This is a genomic window from Streptomyces sp. NPDC033180, from assembly GCF_055577645.1.
The window spans coordinates 115,241-132,450 of record NZ_JBVIPU010000019.1; the positions used below are offsets into that span (position 1 = coordinate 115,241).

At 69.4% G+C, this 17,210-nt stretch carries 14 protein-coding genes and 1 pseudogene; 8 read left to right on the top strand and 7 right to left on the bottom strand.

Annotated elements, in window-relative coordinates; all coding sequences use genetic code 11:
• Positions 1-462: 462 nt before the first annotated feature.
• Positions 463-1,296, bottom strand: coding sequence for a S1 family peptidase (locus ACZ5WE_RS34940; RefSeq protein WP_467694359.1), 834 nt, complete (start codon positions 1,294-1,296; stop codon positions 463-465).
• Complete coding sequence (locus tag ACZ5WE_RS34945) at positions 1,293-1,604, bottom strand: CU044_2847 family protein (RefSeq protein ID WP_467694357.1); 312 nt, start codon at positions 1,602-1,604, stop codon at positions 1,293-1,295. The genes ACZ5WE_RS34940 and ACZ5WE_RS34945 overlap by 4 nt, the downstream gene beginning before the upstream one ends.
• Before the next feature lie 381 nt (positions 1,605-1,985).
• Here ACZ5WE_RS34945 and ACZ5WE_RS34950 point away from each other — a divergent pair.
• Together ACZ5WE_RS34950 and ACZ5WE_RS34955 are read left to right on the top strand one after the other, a co-directional pair.
• Positions 1,986-2,465 (top strand): annotated as a pseudogene (locus ACZ5WE_RS34950) (Pvc16 family protein); the annotation flags it as partial.
• Between the two features lie 38 nt (positions 2,466-2,503).
• Positions 2,504-3,280, top strand: coding sequence for an NADase-type glycan-binding domain-containing protein (locus ACZ5WE_RS34955; protein WP_467694356.1), 777 nt, complete (start codon positions 2,504-2,506; stop codon positions 3,278-3,280).
• A 93-nt stretch (positions 3,281-3,373) separates the two neighbouring features.
• Here the strand turns inward: ACZ5WE_RS34955 and ACZ5WE_RS34960 are convergent, their stop codons facing one another.
• Complete coding sequence (locus tag ACZ5WE_RS34960; protein ID WP_467694355.1) at positions 3,374-4,120, bottom strand: phosphotransferase family protein; 747 nt, start codon at positions 4,118-4,120, stop codon at positions 3,374-3,376.
• A gap of 104 nt (positions 4,121-4,224) precedes the next feature.
• Complete coding sequence (locus ACZ5WE_RS34965; RefSeq protein WP_467694353.1) at positions 4,225-5,406, bottom strand: acyl-CoA dehydrogenase family protein; 1,182 nt, start codon at positions 5,404-5,406, stop codon at positions 4,225-4,227.
• A 336-nt stretch (positions 5,407-5,742) separates the two neighbouring features.
• On the opposite strand from ACZ5WE_RS34965, the gene ACZ5WE_RS34970 reads away from it, so the two are divergent.
• Together ACZ5WE_RS34970 and ACZ5WE_RS34975 are read left to right on the top strand one after the other, a co-directional pair.
• Positions 5,743-6,588 carry an esterase/lipase family protein gene (locus ACZ5WE_RS34970; protein WP_467694351.1) on the top strand — a complete coding sequence of 282 codons (846 nt, stop codon included), beginning with the start codon at positions 5,743-5,745 and terminating at the stop codon, positions 6,586-6,588.
• A gap of 752 nt (positions 6,589-7,340) precedes the next feature.
• The gene (locus tag ACZ5WE_RS34975; protein ID WP_467694350.1) at positions 7,341-8,102 is read left to right on the top strand and encodes an SDR family NAD(P)-dependent oxidoreductase; all 762 of its coding nucleotides are present in this window, start codon (positions 7,341-7,343) and stop codon (positions 8,100-8,102) included.
• Between the two features lie 19 nt (positions 8,103-8,121).
• Here ACZ5WE_RS34975 and ACZ5WE_RS34980 read toward each other — a convergent pair whose 3' ends face one another.
• Positions 8,122-9,504 (bottom strand): cytochrome P450, encoded by a 1,383-nt coding sequence (locus ACZ5WE_RS34980; RefSeq protein ID WP_467694348.1) that lies wholly within the window; start codon positions 9,502-9,504, stop codon positions 8,122-8,124.
• A 207-nt stretch (positions 9,505-9,711) separates the two neighbouring features.
• On the opposite strand from ACZ5WE_RS34980, the gene ACZ5WE_RS34985 reads away from it, so the two are divergent.
• The 4 genes from ACZ5WE_RS34985 (at position 9,712) to ACZ5WE_RS35000 (ending at position 13,893) form a co-directional block, all read left to right on the top strand.
• A complete protein-coding gene (locus ACZ5WE_RS34985; RefSeq protein ID WP_467694346.1) occupies positions 9,712-10,917 on the top strand; it encodes a cytochrome P450 family protein in 1,206 nt (401 codons plus the stop codon).
• A gap of 110 nt (positions 10,918-11,027) precedes the next feature.
• Positions 11,028-11,672 carry an HAD family hydrolase gene (locus tag ACZ5WE_RS34990; RefSeq protein ID WP_467694345.1) on the top strand — a complete coding sequence of 215 codons (645 nt, stop codon included), beginning with the start codon at positions 11,028-11,030 and terminating at the stop codon, positions 11,670-11,672.
• Positions 11,673-11,901: 229 nt separating this feature from the next.
• Positions 11,902-12,726: a PP2C family protein-serine/threonine phosphatase gene (locus ACZ5WE_RS34995; protein WP_467694343.1), complete on the top strand. Its 825-nt coding sequence runs from the start codon at positions 11,902-11,904 to the stop codon at positions 12,724-12,726.
• A 117-nt stretch (positions 12,727-12,843) separates the two neighbouring features.
• A complete protein-coding gene (locus ACZ5WE_RS35000) occupies positions 12,844-13,893 on the top strand; it encodes an MASE1 domain-containing protein (protein WP_467694341.1) in 1,050 nt (349 codons plus the stop codon).
• A gap of 57 nt (positions 13,894-13,950) precedes the next feature.
• On the opposite strand, the gene ACZ5WE_RS35005 is transcribed toward ACZ5WE_RS35000, so the two are convergent.
• Both ACZ5WE_RS35005 and uvrA read right to left on the bottom strand, forming a co-directional pair.
• A complete protein-coding gene (locus ACZ5WE_RS35005; protein WP_467694339.1) occupies positions 13,951-14,376 on the bottom strand; it encodes a DUF4190 domain-containing protein in 426 nt (141 codons plus the stop codon).
• Positions 14,377-14,611: 235 nt separating this feature from the next.
• A complete protein-coding gene (uvrA, locus tag ACZ5WE_RS35010; protein ID WP_467694338.1) occupies positions 14,612-17,107 on the bottom strand; it encodes an excinuclease ABC subunit UvrA in 2,496 nt (831 codons plus the stop codon).
• Between the last annotated feature and the right edge of the window lie 103 nt (positions 17,108-17,210).

Sequence of the window (17,210 nt, forward strand, 5' to 3'; positions counted from 1 at the left end):
TGTCCAGTGCGTGCCGGGCGGCGGGAACGGCCTCCTCGCTGTCGCCCTTGCGCATCTTGACGGCTGCCAGGTTCGCCAGCGTGCGCGCGGCGCCGATCCCGGTGGTCGCGCGCGAGCCCGGGGCGTGGTCGAACGCCAGCAACACCGATGCCGCCGGCAACTTGCCCCGGTCCGCCAGGGTGACGGAGAGCTGATTGCGCACGGCGCTGTCCAGGCGCCGCAGCTCGGGATCGCGAAGGGCCCTGTCCGACACCTGCTCCACCAGCGCCGATGACCGGTCCCCGAGGCCCAGGGCGTCGAGCAGCACACAGAGGTACGCGAAGTGCTTGCCCGCCCCCGGGGCGAACAGCGCGCGGGAGTCGTTCTGTACGGCGGTCACCGCGCCGGTGATCTCGGCGAGGGTCGCTGACCCGCCTGCCAGGGCGCTCTCCGCCTGCGAAATGGCTGTCTGCCAGGATCCGTTCATCCGCCACCCCCTCCGAAGTCGTTCTCGATGGCGCGTCGCGCCGCGATGAACTTCAGCTCGGCTACCTGTGACGCATCCATTTCTCCCGATTCGGCCCACTGCTGGAGACGGTGGAACCACTCCTCGACCTTGGCGCCGTTCGTGACGACGACGGGCTCCACCGCGCTGTCCTGCCGCTCGCCCTGCGGGCCAGGCGGCCGGAGCACGTCGATGAGGTGGGACAGCTGCAGATGATCGAATCGGGAGACAGCTTCCGCGATGGTCGCGGCGAACAGGACGTTGGCGGCGCGCTGACCGTCGGCCCGGTCCAGGCTCTGCTCCAGAAGGATGCCCACGACGATCGGTTCGTGCCCCTGCGAGGCGCTTTCCACCGGACCGCCGGAATACCCCGAGTAGTCGCCAAGGACCTGATCGACCGTCAACTGCAGTGCTTCGATGGCCGCTCCGCCCTGGCATGCGTAGTCACCGGACTGGGCATCGATGTTGCCGCGCAGCTTCGCCTCGTCCAGAGCGGGACGGTAGGGGCCTTCCCAGCGGCCCCCGACGAGCGCGCGTCCGGCCTTCCTGATCATCTTCAGTGGTACGTAGTGACGTGCCCCGATCTCGATCAGCGCCAGGTCGGCGCTCTCGTCCTGGCGGCACACCTGGCCCTCGATCCGGTTGCCGTCGGCCAAGACGATGTGCACGCTCCGGTCGGGTGTGCTCAGGCCCCGCAGGCAGTGGAGTGCGGTGAGGACGTACCGGGGCGTCAGCAAGAAGCCCCCGCCGAGGCGCTGCTGCGCCTGATACAGGTCGACCCAGTAGTCCGGTCCCGTTGTCGTGCCGGTCATGGCGTACCGGAAGCCCGCTCCACGGTCAGGGTGACCTCGAACGACGCTTCCGCCGACGCTTTCGAGAGAATGACCCCGGCCTCGGCGGCGAGGGTCAGACCGAAGGTGACCTCCATGCTGGAGACCTGCCATCCGTCCCGGGCGGGTGCCTGCGCCAGAGCCTCCTGAGCGATCGTGGACGCCTGCACGATCGCCTCCTCCACCTCGGCGGAGCGGTCGGCGAGCGGGGAAGTCGTCCGGGTCCGGCTGGCGATCTGCCTGTTGCCCACGGCATCGAGCGCCACCGTCTCCACCCTGACCTGAGTCATGTACTGCGTCGCCCCCGTATTGGTTGCCCTGTGCGGCAGTTGAGCGATCCGGTCGACGGATCGATCACCCCCCATCAAAGCGCGTGGGGCTTGGCAGCGGCAAGGGTCGCCGCGCAGCGCTGATCCGTTCGGCCCGGCAGAGCCCCAAGCCCCGCCGCCTTGGCGCAATGATCTTTTAAGAGCCCGCCCAAGTGACTGAACTTGGTGCATCGAGGCGTTCACGCTCGTGAGTGCGCTACCGGCAGCGGCCGTACGCCCTACCGATTTGTCCGCAGACATGGCGAAACGGGGCCTCCACGCACGATCGATCATGAAGGACGGACCTCGCTTTCGGGGTCGTTCCGGAGCTTCACCAAGCGCGAGGTGGACGTCGTGGCGCTGGTGGCGGAGGGCCATGAGGTGGACGAGGTGCTCAAGGGCCTCATCGGCGGCGGGGCACCGTTTCCGGTATCGACGTGTCCTTCGACGTGCCCACCCGAGACTGGGCGGCCCGGCGCAACGCGCCTGTGGTGAACGCGTACTTGTACGACATCCGGGAGGACGTGTCCCTGCGGCAGCGAGGCCACACCGGGCTGCGCGACGAACGTGACGTCGTCGTCCGCCGCCGCCGTCCCCCGCGCTGGTTCCGGCTCTCCTATTCTGGTGACGGCCTGGACGAAGACGCCGCAGGACGAACACCGGCTGCTGTCGGCCGCGTTGGCGACAGTGCTGCCGCACGAGCTGCTGTCCGCCCAGGAACTCCCGGACGCGCTCGGGCGCCTGGGGCTTTGGATTCCGGTGACGGTCTCCGGGAGCAGGTCGGAGGCCAGATCCCTCGCCGACATCTGGTCCGCCCTCGGCGGCGAACTCAAGCCCTCCCTGGGCCCGGACGACCCGACGCCGAACGTTCGCATGTGCGCGTGCCGGGACAGCAGCCGCAGGCCGGCAACGGCCCGCCGTGCGCGTGGTGTGTGACCCCGAACCGCCCCGACCGGCACTTCTGCGCCCGCTGCGCGATGCCGCTCGCCGAGAGCGCCGACCAGACGCCCGGTCTGCTGCCGTGGTGGCGCCGGCTCATGGGCCCCGGCCGCAACCAGACGCCCTGGGCGGGCGAACGCCCCCGGCTGCGCCGCGTGTTCGACAACATCGGCACCTGGATCACCTGGGCCATCGTCCTGACGCTGCTCATCTTCGCCGCGGTGAACCTCCCCGACGGCATCCAGGCCACGCGCGACCACTTCGCCAAGCGCGCTCCGGTCGAGCCGGACGAGATCCACGCCTCGAACGCGTACGCGGGCCACGGGGCGAAGCTGGCCTTCGACAAGCTCAACCACACCTGGTGGGGCCCGGGGGTCGCCGAGTCGGGCCAGGGGGAGCGGATCGAAGTGCGCTTCGCCCAACCGACCCGACTGCTCGACGTCATCATCACGTCGGACGTGTCTACCCGCGCCGACCAGCTTGGCAGGTCCGCCCTGCCCCACCGCGTCAAGGCCACGGTCACCAAGAAGGACGGCTCCACCGCGACCCGCGACCTCACCCTGGACCCGGGCCCCGGTGGCCAGCGCCGCTCCTTCCGCGTCGGCGAGGTCACCCGGGTCCGCTTCACCATCGAGTCGTCCCACGCCGCGTCCGCGAAGAAGCAGGTGGCCATAGCCGAGGTCGAGCTCTTCGGCCGTTCCCACGGCAGCCGCACCTGAGCGAGCGGTCCCTACCGGAATCCGCCGGTGCGACGAGCACCGGCGGACCGGCTTCTCGCCGGAGCGCGTACAGGACGGAGCGATCGCACAGCCTCACATCCTGGACTTCAGGACGTCGACCTCACCGCCCGGCGTGAACGGGTCGAAGCCGTGCTCGACCAGCCAGCGGACCCCCAGCAGGCTCCGCAACGACCACCACGCGCGGATCACGTCGAGGTCGACGTCGGTGCCATGGCCGGCGATGACGTCGCCGAGGTGCTCCTCGTGTCCGAGCGTCAGGGTGGCGAGGTCGTACAGGGCATCGCCCTGGCCCGCCTCGGACCAGTCGATGATGCCGGTGATCTCGTCGCCGTCGACGAAAACGTGACTGATCTGCAGGTCGCCGTGTGTGAACCTCGGAGTCCACGGCCGGAGTGCGGCCTCGGCGACCTGGCGGTTGCGGGTGACCAGGTCGGCGGGCAGGACGCCGTTCGTCACGAGCCACTCGCATTCGCTGTCGAGTTCCGCCGCCAACTCGTCGATGCCCCGGCCGGCCCGGCCGTGCCGGGGCGGCAGCGGTGCGTCATGCAGCTTCCGGAGGGCGGCACCGGCAGCGGCCCACGCCGCCGACGGCCTGGTCGACGGCTCGCCGAGGCGGCCGAGCGCCGTTCCCCGGACTGCGGCGATCGCGAGCACGGGCGGCTTGCGCCACAGGACCTCCGGGGTCGGGACCGGCGCCGACGCCATTGCCTCGACCTCGACGTCGATGCGCGCCTGGTCGGCGTCCACCTTCAGAAACACGTCGCCTACGCGCAGGGTCGCGCGCTCGGAGTGCGCGACGACGACCTCGACCTCATCCATGGCGACCACTATCCCGGATCACCGTCCACGTCGCCGGGATTATCGTGCGGTCCTGCCGGCCGGCCACGGGCAGTTGCCAGACGGGGGAGGGGTCGAGCTGTTGGTCACTCGGCCAAGTCGAGAAACTCCCAGTGCGCTTGGGGTTGTGCGTCACTGAGCCACTTCCCGCAGTTCTGCAGGACCGTGGGGCTCGAGGTGATGTGCTGGGTACCCGTGCCGAGGTCACGCAGGAACCGGTCGATCGGCCCGCGCCGGATCGCCGCCGTCCCGGCCCATCGATGCACCGTCCGCCCCACTTCCTGCACGGTCCATGTCGTGTGGTTGAGCGCCAACCGGAGCAGGGTGTCCTGCTCGGTGCTCGGCAACTCGCCCGCGCCCAGGGTGACTTCGATGCCTTGCCATACCTCCGTCGCCCAGGCACGCGCCGAACGAAGCCTGGCCTCGGCGGTGGCGTACTCCGCGTGGAACTGCGCGGTGTCGACGGCGGCGTTGGGTGTGCCGGACTTGGCCGCGGCGACCGACTTGAGCTCATCGAGCAGACGCCGCCCGACCCCGAGCGCCCAGCCGGTGTGCCCGATCGCGGACATGTTGACCAGGCCGAGGCGGTAGATCGCGCCGCCGTTGGCCGGGTCCGTCGTCGTGGCGAGATACGTGTGCGTCGCAGGGACTCGCACATCGGCGCAGTGGTAGTCGATGCTGTGCGTCGCGCGCAGCCCCAGCACATCCCAGTTGTCGACGAGTTCCACCTGCGGCTTCGGCATCGCAAGGACCCGCAGTTCACCCGTGCCCTCGACCTGGATCGCACTGTGGATGTGAGTGGCGTGCGCCATGCCGGATGCGAACTGCCAACTGCCGCTTACCAGATAGCCACCCGCCACCGGGACGGCCCGGCCGGGCCGGGTGCCGTGCCCCGCCAACAACGCGTGGTCCCCGCCCGCGACATCCGGGAACAACTCGGCCGTCGCGATGGCATCGAGATAGGCCGCAGTGGTGCCGGTCATCAACTGCAGCGCCATCATCGTCCAACCGGCCGTGGCATCGTGGTAGCTGACCCGCTCGACGGTCTCCATCAGTTGGCGTGGGGAGAACTCGTAGCCGCCGAGGCTCTGCGGCAGCGCGGCTCTCACGACTCCGGCGCCCAGCAGCGCCCGCGCGGTGTCCTCGGTGAGTCTGCCGAGTTCCTCGGCCGTGTCCGCTTCCGCCTCAAGTGCCCCGCCGAGTGCGTCGATTCGCCCGAGCGTCGCGGGAAATTCCGGGCTGACATGTAATCCGGCCGAGACCGTCATGGATGGTCGCTCCTTGCCACTAGTGCCGTTCAGTTCGCCGCCGCCCGGGTGCTGGGGAACGCGGGGCCGGGGTTCACAGAGCTGTGGTGCGCCTGGGTGACGTGCCGTTACCTCACCCCGCGCACAGCGTTGTTGCTGCGGATGCCCGGACCCGCGTTCTGTGGGCCGACCGGGTCCAGCCTGTCTGCCGGAAAGGTTACTGCCATGCGTTCGCGTTTCGCCGCTACGGCCGCTGCTGTCTGTTCCCTTGCCGCACTGGCTTGCTCGCCCTGGCCCGCCGCGGCGAGTGCGCCTGCTGAACCCCGACCTCACCACGAGACCGCCCTCGGGGCTTCGGTGTCCACCCTGCTGTCACCCGCAGCCGCCAACTCCAGCCCACCCGGGGCCCAGCGGGAGCCCACGATCCCGTGCCCGGCCGACGCGGACCTGCGTGCCCACCCCAGGCCGGTCGTGCTGGTTCACGGGACGGCCATGAACGCCTACAACACCTGGAACGCGATGGCCCCGGCGCTCGCCGACGCGGGCTATTGCGTCTACGCCCTCAACCACGGCGCCCACGGCAGCCCTCTCAACGCCGTAGGAGCGAAGGGCACCGGCCGCATCGAGGATTCGGCCAGGGAACTGGCCGGCTATGTGAGGCGTGTGCTGCGCACCACCGGGGCCCGGACGGTGGACATCGTCGGGCATTCGATGGGCGGGCTCATGCCGCGCCAGTACCTGAAGTTCGAGGGTGGCGCGTCCAAGGTGCACCGGTTGATCGGGCTCGCCCCGGACAACCACGGAACAACGGCGAACGGGCTCGACACCCTCGTCAAGGCGATCGCCCCGACGACCGATGTGGTGGTAGGTCCCTCGTCACGGCAACAGATGGTGGGATCTGCGTTCTTGAAGCGGCTCAACGCGGGCGGTGACACCGTGCCCGGGGTCGACTACACGGTGGTGGCCACCGCCTACGACAAGATGGTCACCCCGTACACCTCGGGCTTCCTCACCGCCCCCGCCCACCGCCCGGGAGCGGTCGACAACATCACGCTCCAACATGTGTGTCCCACCGACAGGTCCGGCCACCTCGGAACCGTGTACTCGCCCAACGTGATCAACCTGACCCTGGACGCTCTCGACCCCGCCCACCGCGCACCCTGGACCTGCAAGGGCCTCACACCTTTGTTGCGACTGCTCTGAACAGCCGTGTAGCTGCCTCGCTACTTGGCGCGTATCCGTATCGGTGTCCGTATCCGTGTCCACGTCCGACGTGACCGGACAGGGCAGGCCCGGAGGATGGTGAGCACCCCGCGGAAACCAGTGGAAGCGCACTTCCCCGTGCCGTTATCGTGCTCCTGCCCGCAGCCATCCTGACAAGGACGTGCCGTTGTACACCAAGTGAGATCCCTTTAGCGCTGATCCGTCGTGCGTCGCACCCTGTGCGCCGCGCTCCTTTTCGCTGCGGTCTTCTCACTGGAACCGGTGCATTTCTATGTCTGAAAACCGGGTGGCTGTGCCCACCTGCCTGCCGATCGTTCTCCGTCGTTGTCACAGGTGCCGCGGTGCCTCGCTCCTCCTGGACCGCCTGCACGAGATTGGCCCCGGCCCCGCAGCCGGGCTGATCCATGGCTCCGTCGTACGACGCCACTTTGCGGGCGGCTCGGTGGGGACCGACCGGCCGGCGTGGCAGTCGCCGTACGGCCCGCCGCCGCACCGGACGCACCGCGGACGGTGGGCGCCTGAGCCGGGGGTGGCCAGGTCTCGGTCGGTCGTGCGGCGCGGATACCTGAGCGGCCGGTGCGTCTGAGCACCTGATCAGCGAGGCTTTCGGCGCTTGGCGAGCTGTGCGTTGGCCGCCGGTGGTGGATACGGGCCACCATGGGCCGGGAAGCAGCCGCAGGCGCCGAAAGCGTCTGCGGCTGCTGACAGTGACGAGTGATGGGGAGCGAAGCATGTCCATGGACGGCCGGTGTGCGGTGGTGTCCGGTGCGGGAAGCGGGCTGGGGCGTGCCATTGCGCGGCGTCTGGCGGCCGAGGGCGCTCTGGTTGTGGTGGCCGGAGACAAGGACGGGCCGCTGGCGGAGACCGTTGGTCTGATCGTGGATGACGGCGGGGAGGCGTTCGCGGTGCGCTGTGATGTCACCCGCGAGGAGGAGGTGGCCGCCCTGATGCGCGGGGCAGTGGAGCGGTTCGGTCGTCTGGATGTGCTGGTGAACAACGCGGGGGTGGAGTTCGCCAAGCGTGTGGAGGACACCACGGTCGGGGAGTGGGACTGGCTGATGGACGTCAACCTCAAGGGAGTGTTCCTCTGCGCCAAGCATGCGCTGCCCGCCATGCGCAGCGCCGGCGGAGGCGTCATCGTGAACGTCGCGTCCGAGCTGGCGTTGGTCGGCTCGGAGGCGGTCGCGGCCTACTCGGCTTCCAAGGCCGGTGTGCTGCAGCTGACCCGTGCGCTGGCCGTTGATCACGCAGCCGACGGCGTTCGGGTCAACACCCTCAGCCCTGGTGTGATCCTCACTGACTTGCTGCAGACTGCTCTGGACTCGACGGGGGACCCCGACAAACGGCGCAGGCAGTTCGAGGAACGAACTCTGCTGGGGCGCCTCGGCACCCCCGAAGAGGCCGCTGAGGCGGCACTGTTCCTGGCCTTGGACCAGTCCTCGTACATGACCGGTGCGAATCTCGTCCTCGATGGCGGGTGGACCGCTCACTGACGTGGACCGCGCAGGCATGTCAGAGCGAGCCCCGCCGCAGCGGGGCGCGTGGGTGGAGTGTCATGCGGATGTCGTCCGCCGCCCAGAGGACGAACCGTTCGATGGGCGTCACCACATGACCCGGCACGGGCCTGAAGCGGAAGCGCTTGAGCAGTACGGCCAGGACGAGTTCGGCCTCGACCATGGCGAGGGCGGCGCCCTCGCAGCTTCGGGGACCGAGTCCGAAGGGGATGTAGGCCAGCCTCGGCCGCTTGGCCACCTCGTCCGCGGTGAACCGCTCGGGCCTGAAATTCTCGGGCTCGGGCCAGTAGTCGGGGTTCATGTGGACGGCCCAGAACGGATAGAAGACGGTAGCCCCCGCCGGGATCACGTAGTCGCCCAGGACGAGTTCCTCCGTCGTCTCCCGCGCGCCGTACGGGCCGGGCGGGTAGAGCCGCATCGACTCCTTGAGTGTCATGTCGAGATAGGTGAGGTCGCGCAGGTCGGCGTAGTCGGGTGCCGGCCGGTCGCCGAGGACGTGGTCCAGCTCGTCCGCGACCCGCTCCGCCACCTCAGGGTGGCGGCCCAGCAGATGCAGTGTCCAGGAGACGGCGACTCCGGTGGTGTGGTGCGCTGCCAGCATCGTCACCATGACGGTGTCGCGGATGCGCGCGGGGCTCTCGCCGGCCTCGACGAGCGCCCCGATGAGATCGCTCCTGTCGGCACGGCTGCCCGAGCCGTGCGCGGCGATCACTTTGTCGACAGTGGCGCGCAGAAAGGCGAGGGCCTCGTCGGCTCGCGCGGCCCGCTCCTCCTCGGTGCCGCGGACGGGCGCCTGGTAGAGGCGTCCGAGATATTCGGTGAGCACGTCTTCGAACGCGGTGATGACGCGGTCAGGCTCCGGGATACCGCCGCCCAGCGCGAACTGGCAGATCATACGGAGCGTCAGCGCGGTGAGGTCCTTCTGCAACGCGACAGACCCGGTGGGCGAGTTGGTCTCGCCGGGTTCCCGATCGCCCCGTTGTCGGCGCTCTTCTTGCTCGGCCCAGCTGTCGGCCAGAGCCGTGACGAGCTCCGTGAATTGCGCGAAGTGCCGCTCGTGGGCCGGGCGTCCGGCCAGGACAGACAGCAACAGGCGCCGCCATGGGGCGTGTTCCTCTGCGTCGAGTACCTGAAGGTTGTCGGCCTCGCACAGTGGGGCCAGGAACTCGAAGAGCTGCTCGGGGCGTTTGTTGATATGCGCCGTGGCCTCCAACAGCACGGGGTCGGCCACTGATACGGCCGTTTCGGCGCCGGGCAGTTGGAACCGTACTACGGGTCCGTACTCGGCGTGCAGGCGCAACTGGTAGTTGTGCAGCCCACCTGCTGCCGTGACGGCGTCGATCCCGCCGTCCGCGCGGGGTTCAGGGCCGGGGATGCGCATCGCCGTACCTCCTCATGCCGGATGCTCACGGCCGAAGCCCAGTAGCGCAGGGACGCCGACCTGACGGGTAGTCGGGGGTCATTCGAAGTCCCTCAGCTCGTGCCCTCGAAGTGATTCCGGAGAAACGGGGAGCGCTCCCCGCTTGGTGTATGGTCAGCTCTGACGCGTAAACGGGGAGCAATCCCCACTTATGTCCGGGAGTAGCCCATGCGTACGCAGCGCCCCACCGTTGGACTCGCCGACCTCACCGACGACTTCACCGCCGACCCGTACTCCGCCTTCGCCGCACTGCGCTCCCGCGGGCCCGTCCACTACGTGCGTTTCCCCACCGGGGACGAGTCGTGGCTGGTGGTCGGGCACGAGGAAGTGCGCGTCGCGTTCGCAGACCCAAGGCTGCGCAATGACGTGCGGCACTCCGCCGACTTCGAGGACGACGGCCTGTACGCCGTGGGCCGCAACATGCTCCAGGTCGACCCGCCCGATCACACTCGCCTGCGGACGCTGGTGGCCCGCGAGTTCACCGCCCGGCGGGTGCAGGCGCTGCGGCCCCGCATTGAGGAGGCGGCGGGCTCGCTCCTGGACGCGGTGGCCGCCGACGGCCGAGCCGACCTGGTGGCGGCCTACGCCTATCCGCTGCCGCTCACCATCATCTGCGAGCTGCTCGGCGTGCCAGAGGCGGACCGGACCGCCTTCCGGGCGTGGTCCACCCAGGTCGTCGCCCTCGATGATGCGGAGCAATCCGCCCGCGCGGCGCAGGAGATGGCCGCGTACCTCGCGGGGCTCGCGGAGGAGAAGCGGCGGCTGCGGGACGCGGCGGAAAGCGATCTGCTGCACGCCCTGGTCCGCACCCACGACGGGGACGACGCCGACCGGCTCACCCCGGAGGAACTGCTCGGCATGGCCTTCCTGCTGCTCGTCGCAGGACACGAGACCACCGTCAACCTCATCGCCAGCGCCGTCCATCTGTTGCTCGGCCACCCCGAGCAGCTCGCCGCCCTGCGCGCCGACCCCGAATTGCTGAAGGGCGCCGTGGAGGAGACGCTCCGTATCGAGTCGCCCGCCCCGGCGGGCACCTACCGCTACACCGCGGAACCGATCGAACTGGGCGGCGCCCGGATACCTGCGGGCGCGCGTGTCGTGCTCTCCATCGCCGCCGCCAACCGCGACCCGGCGCGTTTCCCCGACCCCGAACGGTTCGACATCCGCCGCGATCCGGCGGCGACCCGGGCCCACACCGCCTTCGGGCACGGCCTGCACCACTGCCTGGGCGCCCCGCTGGCCCGCCAGGAGGCGACCCTGGCCCTGCGCATCCTGCTGGACCGCTTCCCCCGCCTGGCCTTCGACGGCGACGGCGCACCGCAGTGGCGCACGAGTCTCATGCGAAGCCTGCGAGAACTACCGGTGCGCTGGTAGACACAGGTGTCCGCACCGGGTTCGAGGCGGCCTGCCTGTCGCCCGCCGCGACGAGTCAGTCCGACGGAACTTGCTCACGCAAGTGAAGAGGGACGGAGAGGGGACTTCGCGTGACCGACACCTGCGTCATTCTCGACATCGGCGGCGTGCTGGAGACAACGCCGGAAACGGGGTGGGTGCAACGGTGGGAAGAGCGACTGCAGCTGCCGCCGGGAACGGTAAATGTGCGGATGCGCGACGTGTGGCGGGCTGGGTGCGTCGGGAGCATCAGCGAACGGGAGGTGCACGAGCAGGTCGCAGCGCGCTTGCGTCTCGACGGGCCTCAGGTTGAGGCCTTCATGGCTGATCTGTGGTCGGAGTACCTGGGGACGCCGAACGAGGAACTCATCGCCTGTCTCCGGGGGCTGAGGGGAAGCTGCAGGCTGGGCATCCTGAGCAACAGCTTCGTCGGTGCCAGGGAGCGGGAGACGGCGCTGTACCACTTCGACGAACTGGTTGAACAGATCGTCTACTCGCATGAGATCGGCGTTGAGAAGCCTGATCCGCGTGCTTTCGAGGCCGCCTCCGCCGGCTTGCAGGTGCGGCCGGAAAGCTGTCTCTTCATCGACGATGTCGTGGTCAATGTTGAGGCTGCCCGGGCGGCGGGCATGCAGGCGCATCTGCATTTGGCCGAAGACAACATCGGGACCACCACGCGGATCGCGGCTCATCTGGACGCCGGGCCGTTGGTTACCGGGCGTGTGCCGCTCGTATGACGTCAGCCCGGCCGGTCTGCGGGGTTGCCAGGGCGCCAGTAGCGGGCTGTGTGACGTCTGGTGGCCACACCGCTTGTTCAGGGAGCGGCACAGGTCTCCGGGGGAGACGTGACAGGGTGCGACCGTCGGCATCTGCGGGCAGACTTGATCGCGAGGCCATGCCAAGTGGGGCATGTGGCGGAAGACAGCTGAACTGACGCGGGGTGCTCTCGCGAAACCGGGGCGATTGATGTTCCGTACGCAGGCGGCCGACGCCGGTGATGAGCTGCTTGCCAGGCTCGGGGCACTGACTGCCCGGGCCCGGGAGCTCTCGGAGATGCAGCGCTCTCGGGTCGAGCTGGCAGTGGCGCTGCAGCGCGGCATGCTGCCTCATGACCTTCCGCAGCCTCCGGGCGTCCGGCTGGCCGTGGGCTACATGCCCGCCAATCACGGGCTCAACGTCGGGGGAGACTGGTACGACGCCTTCAGCATGCCCGACGGCCGTATCGGCCTGTCCATCGGTGACGTGCAGGGCCACAACATCAAGGCTGCCGCGTTCATGGGACAGGTCCGGGTGGGATTGCGTGCTCTGGCCTCGGTCACGGGCGACCCGGGGGAGCTGCTCACGCGTACCAACGACCTCCTGGTCTCTCTCGGCGCGGACCTCTTCGCCACCTGCACCTTCCTCCGGCTCGATCCGGCCACGGGCGTCCTGGAGTGCGCTCGCGCCGGCCACATCCCCCACATCTGGGCCACGGCCGACGGCCGGTCCGGTGTCGACGAGGGCGAGTGCGGACCTCCACTCGGCGTGCTCGAAGGCGCCGAGTACCCCGTGGTGTGCCACCGGCTGACCACGAATGGCGTCGTTGTGCTGCTGACTGACGGAGTGGTGGAGGGGCCGTCACTGAGCCTGGATGAAGGCCTGCGGAGGGTGATGCGCCTCGCCGAGATCACCACCGCGGCCGGGCTGGGCATCGACGCCCTCGTAGGCGGTGTCATGCGGCTGGCGGACACGGTGGGGCATGAGGACGATGCCGCCGTCCTCGTCGTCGGCCACGACGGTGGCGCCCTGTAGTGGCGTCCACCGCACACCCATGGCGGAGGGCGAGGGAGTAGACGCCCCGTAGACCGTGGCCGCGATGGGACCTGGACAGGGGCCTTCGCGTGGCCGAAGTGGCCCGCCCGGTGTCTGATGGCTGGTGTGTGGGTGACTCGGCGGTTCCGGCTGTCCTTGGAGGTAGCCCTCAAGACACTGGCGGTGGCCGCCTGCTACTACGTAGCCGCGCGTCTGGGCCTGCTCGGTCGACTCACTGTCGAAGGTGTGATCGTCACACCCATCTGGCCGCCCACCGGCCTCGCCGTCGCCGCGCTGCTTGTCTACGGCGTCTCGGTCTGGCCCGGGATCGCCGTGGGTTCCTTCCTCGCCATCGCGTCCCTCACCACCCCTCAGCTCACCTCACTGGTCACCGTGGCCGGCAACACCGTCGCCCCGGTCTGCGCCTATCTGATGCTGCGACGGGCCGGTTTCCGGCTCGGAATCTCACGTCTGCGCGATGGCCTGGCCCTGGTCTTCCTCGGGGGGCTGGGAGCCATGCTGATCAGCGCCACGGCGGGGGTCGGGCTCCAGGTGCTGACCGGTGGGCTGGACACGGGGGAGTTCTGGCCCGTATGGCTGGCCTGGTGGGTCGGCGATGCGATGGGCGTCCTGCTGGTCACTCCGCTCCTGCTCGTACTGGTGGGAGCCGCCGGACCACTGCGGCTGAGGCGCTGGAAGGAAATGCTGTTCCTGGGCCTCGCGGCCATGATCGTCGTACCTGTGGCGGTACTCGGCGAATTGAGCCTGCTGTTCCTCGTCTTCCCGCTGCTCATCTGGGTGGCCTTGCGCTTTCAGCTGGCCGGGAGCATGTTGTGCGCGCTGTTCGCGTCGGTGCTGACCACATTCGAGGCGAATACCCAGCAAGGAGCCTTCCTCGACCTGTCGGCCGTCGCGGTCATGACCAAACTTCAGGCGTTCAACGGTGCCACCGCGCTGACGGCGCTCCTGCTGTCCGCCATGGTCGCCGAACAGCGCGCCACCAGACGATCGGTGGAGCGTGCCTGCGGGGAACTGGCGGAGGTACTCGAACACCTAGCCGCGGGGGAGACCCCGCCCGAACTGTCCCGCGTGCACGAAGCCGGCCTGCGTACCGACGACGACCCGGTTACGGCGACGGACGGCAACCGAGGCGATCGGGGCGCGTGAGCGGCCTCCGATCCCGCCCGTGTGGGCCTCCCCGGTCCTTTCCGCCCCTCCCGGGAGTCAGTCGTTCAACTCCCGGTCGAAGTCCTTCGCGCAGGCGTCGCGTTCGCTTTGCGTGTCGGCATGCTGGACGCAGTCGTCGAAGTCCTTGAACTCGTCGGAGTTCAGGATCGACGCACCGATCGCGAGGATGACGCCGGACGCGATCAGCCCCAGCGTGCCGAGCACCGCGCCGATGACGGACATCTTGCCGTACGGTGCCCGTCCCCCACGTGCTCTGCGTGCGCCGATGATGCCGAAGATCAAAGCCAGCAGGCCCAGTACGATGCCGCCGATGACGGTCCAGAAGAAGAGGAGCGCCACGATGCCGAGAACGAGCGCCGCGATCGCCATGCCGTTGCTCGGCTTGGTGCCCGTGTGCTGGTGGGCCTGCGTGTAGTCGTTCGGCGTCTGGGGCTGGGGCTGGGGCCGGTCGGAGAATGACATGCCATCACACTCACCTAGGTTTGCCGTCCTGGGATGTGCCGTGCATGCCCGAGTGCCCCCGAACGGCCCGCTGATGCAGGCGTGTCGGCACCACCGACGCGCTCCGGCGGTCCATGCGGTGTGCCGCGGCGGGGCGCTCACGTGGCCCTGCTCGCCTACCGCACGGGGTCTGACAAGCGGGCCTCTCTGACGCCCGCCGCGAGACCCCTCGGGGCCGCCTTGGCGCCGCCCCCGCTCAGGAGCGCGTCAGCCGCGGCGCGAGATAGGGCGCGGTGGCGCTGCGTTTTGATCTGGCGACCTTGGCGGGTGTGCCGGTCGCCATCACCCGGCCGCCCGCCTCACCGCCGCCCGGGCCGAGGTCGATGACCCAGTCGGCGGTGGCGATCGTGTCGAGGTCGTGCTCGACCACGACCACCGTGTTGTCGGCGTCGACGAGGTGGTGCAGCTGGCGGAGCAGCAGGGCGATGTCAGCGGGGTGCAGTCCCGCGGTCGGCTCGTCGAGCAGGTAGAGCGCGTGCCCGCGGCGTGCCCGCTGAAGCTCGGTGGCGAGCTTGATGCGCTGGGCCTCACCGCCGCTGAGTTCCGTAGCCGGTTGCCCGAGTCGCACATATCCCAGGCCCACCTCCCGGAGTGTTTCGAGGCTTCGGGAGGCAGCGGGCACATCGGCGAGGAACGTCGCGGCGTCGTCGACGGACATCGCCAGCACGTCCGCGATGTGCTTGCCCCGGTAGGTCACTTCGAGCGTCTCGGCGCCGTACCGCGCGCCGTGGCACGTCGGGCACGGGGCGTAGGTTCCCGGCAGGAACAGCAACTCCACCGTGACGAACCCTTCGCCCTGGCACGTCTCGCACCGCCCCTCGGGAACATTGAAGGAGAAGCGGCCGGGCGAATAGCCGCGAGCCCGGGCCTCGTCCGTCGCCGCGTACAGCTTGCGTACGGCATCGAACATCCCGGTGTACGTCGCCAGATTGGAGCGGGGTGTGCGGCCGATGGGCCGCTGGTCGACCCGCACCAGCCGGTCGAAGGTCTCGAGGCCTTGCGTGTCCCGTACGTCGACATCGAGCTCCGCTGCGTCGTGCTCTCCGAGTTCTCCCCGCTCATCGTGTTCTTCGGGCGCGAGGCCGAGATGGCTGCGCACGACCTCGGCGAGCACCTGCGTGACCAGCGTCGACTTCCCGGAGCCGGAGACGCCGGTCACCGCCGTCAGCACGCCGAGCGGTACGTCCACGGACATGTCCCGCAGGTTGTGCCGGGAGACCCCGCGCAGGCGCAGCCACCCCTGGGGTCTGCGGGGCCGATGGTCGATCTGCTCGGCGCGTCCGAACAGATAACGGCTGGTGGCCGACTCCGCTACCTTCTCGAGGCCGGCGACCGGACCGCTGTACAGCACCCGTCCACCCGCCTCACCGGCGCCGGGTCCGATGTCGACGACCCAGTCCGCACGCCGTACGACGTCCATGTCGTGCTCCACGACGAACAGCGAGTTGCCCGCGGCCTTCAGCCGGTCCAGGACGTCGAGCAGCGGCTCCGCGTCAGCGGGATGCAGGCCCGCTGACGGCTCGTCGAGTACATAGACGACGCCGAACAGCCCCGAGCGCAGCTGTGTGGCGATCCGCAGGCGCTGTGCCTCGCCGGGGGAGAGCGTCGTCGAGCGGCGGCCCAGGCTGAGGTAGCCGAGCCCGAGGCCGAGCAGCACCTCGACGCGTGCGACCACGTCGGCACAGATCCGTACCGCGGCCTCGGTGCTCTCCCCGGACCGGGCGGTCGAGGTGGCGGCCGAGGACTCCGGCAGTTCCGCGACGGGCCGCAACAGGTCGACGACCTCGGCGAGCGGCAGAGCGTTGACCTCGGCGATGGAGTGTCCTGCGAAGGTGACCGCGAGCGCTTGGGCCCGCAAGCCGCTGCCCTCGCATTCGGGGCAGCGCACACCTTGGACGAACCGCATCGCACGGTCGCGCATCCGCTGGCTCTTGGAGTCGGCGAGGACGTGCATGACGTGTTTGCGGGCGCTCCAGAACGTGCCGTAGTAGCCGTAGTCGACGCGTCCGGGCTCCGGCTCGACCAGCACGGACGGCTGCTCGTCGGTGTAGAGCAGCCACTGCCTGTCCTTCTTCCTGAGCCTGCGCCACGGTCTGTCGATGTCGATGCCGAGAGCGTGCACGATGCTGCGCAGGTTGGCGCCCTGCCAGGCGCCGGGCCAAGCGGCGATCGCGCCGTCACGGATGCTCAGCGACGGGTCCGGGACGAGCAGTTGCTCGGTGACGTCGTGCACGGCGCCGAGGCCGTGGCACTCGGGGCAGGCGCCGGCCGACGTGTTGGGCGAGAACGCCTCGGCCTCCAGCCGGTCGGCTTGCGGTGGATAGGTCCCGGCCCGGGAGTAGAGGATGCGCAGCAGGTTGGACAGCGTGGTGAGTGTGCCGACCGTGGACCGCGAACTGGGGGCCCCACGGCGTTGCTGCAGCGCCACGGCGGGCGGCAGCCCGGTGATCTCCTGCACGTGTGGCGCACCCACTTGCTGCAGCAGCCGGCGCGCGTAGGGCGCGACGGACTCGAAGTACCGGCGCTGGGCCTCGGCGTAGAGGGTGCCGAAGGCGAGCGAGGACTTTCCCGAGCCGGAGACACCGGTGAAGGCGACCATCGCGTTCCGCGGAATGTCCACGTCCATGTTTCGCAGGTTGTGCTCGTTGGCGCCCCGGACACGCACGCAATGGTCGGCCGCGTTTTCTTCCATGGGATGTTCTTTAACCGTTCCGAGCCGCACCGGCGGCCGCCACGCGAATGAAACGGGTTGCCCAGGACAGGGGAGTTGCGGTCTGCGTGGGAGTTGTTCGGCA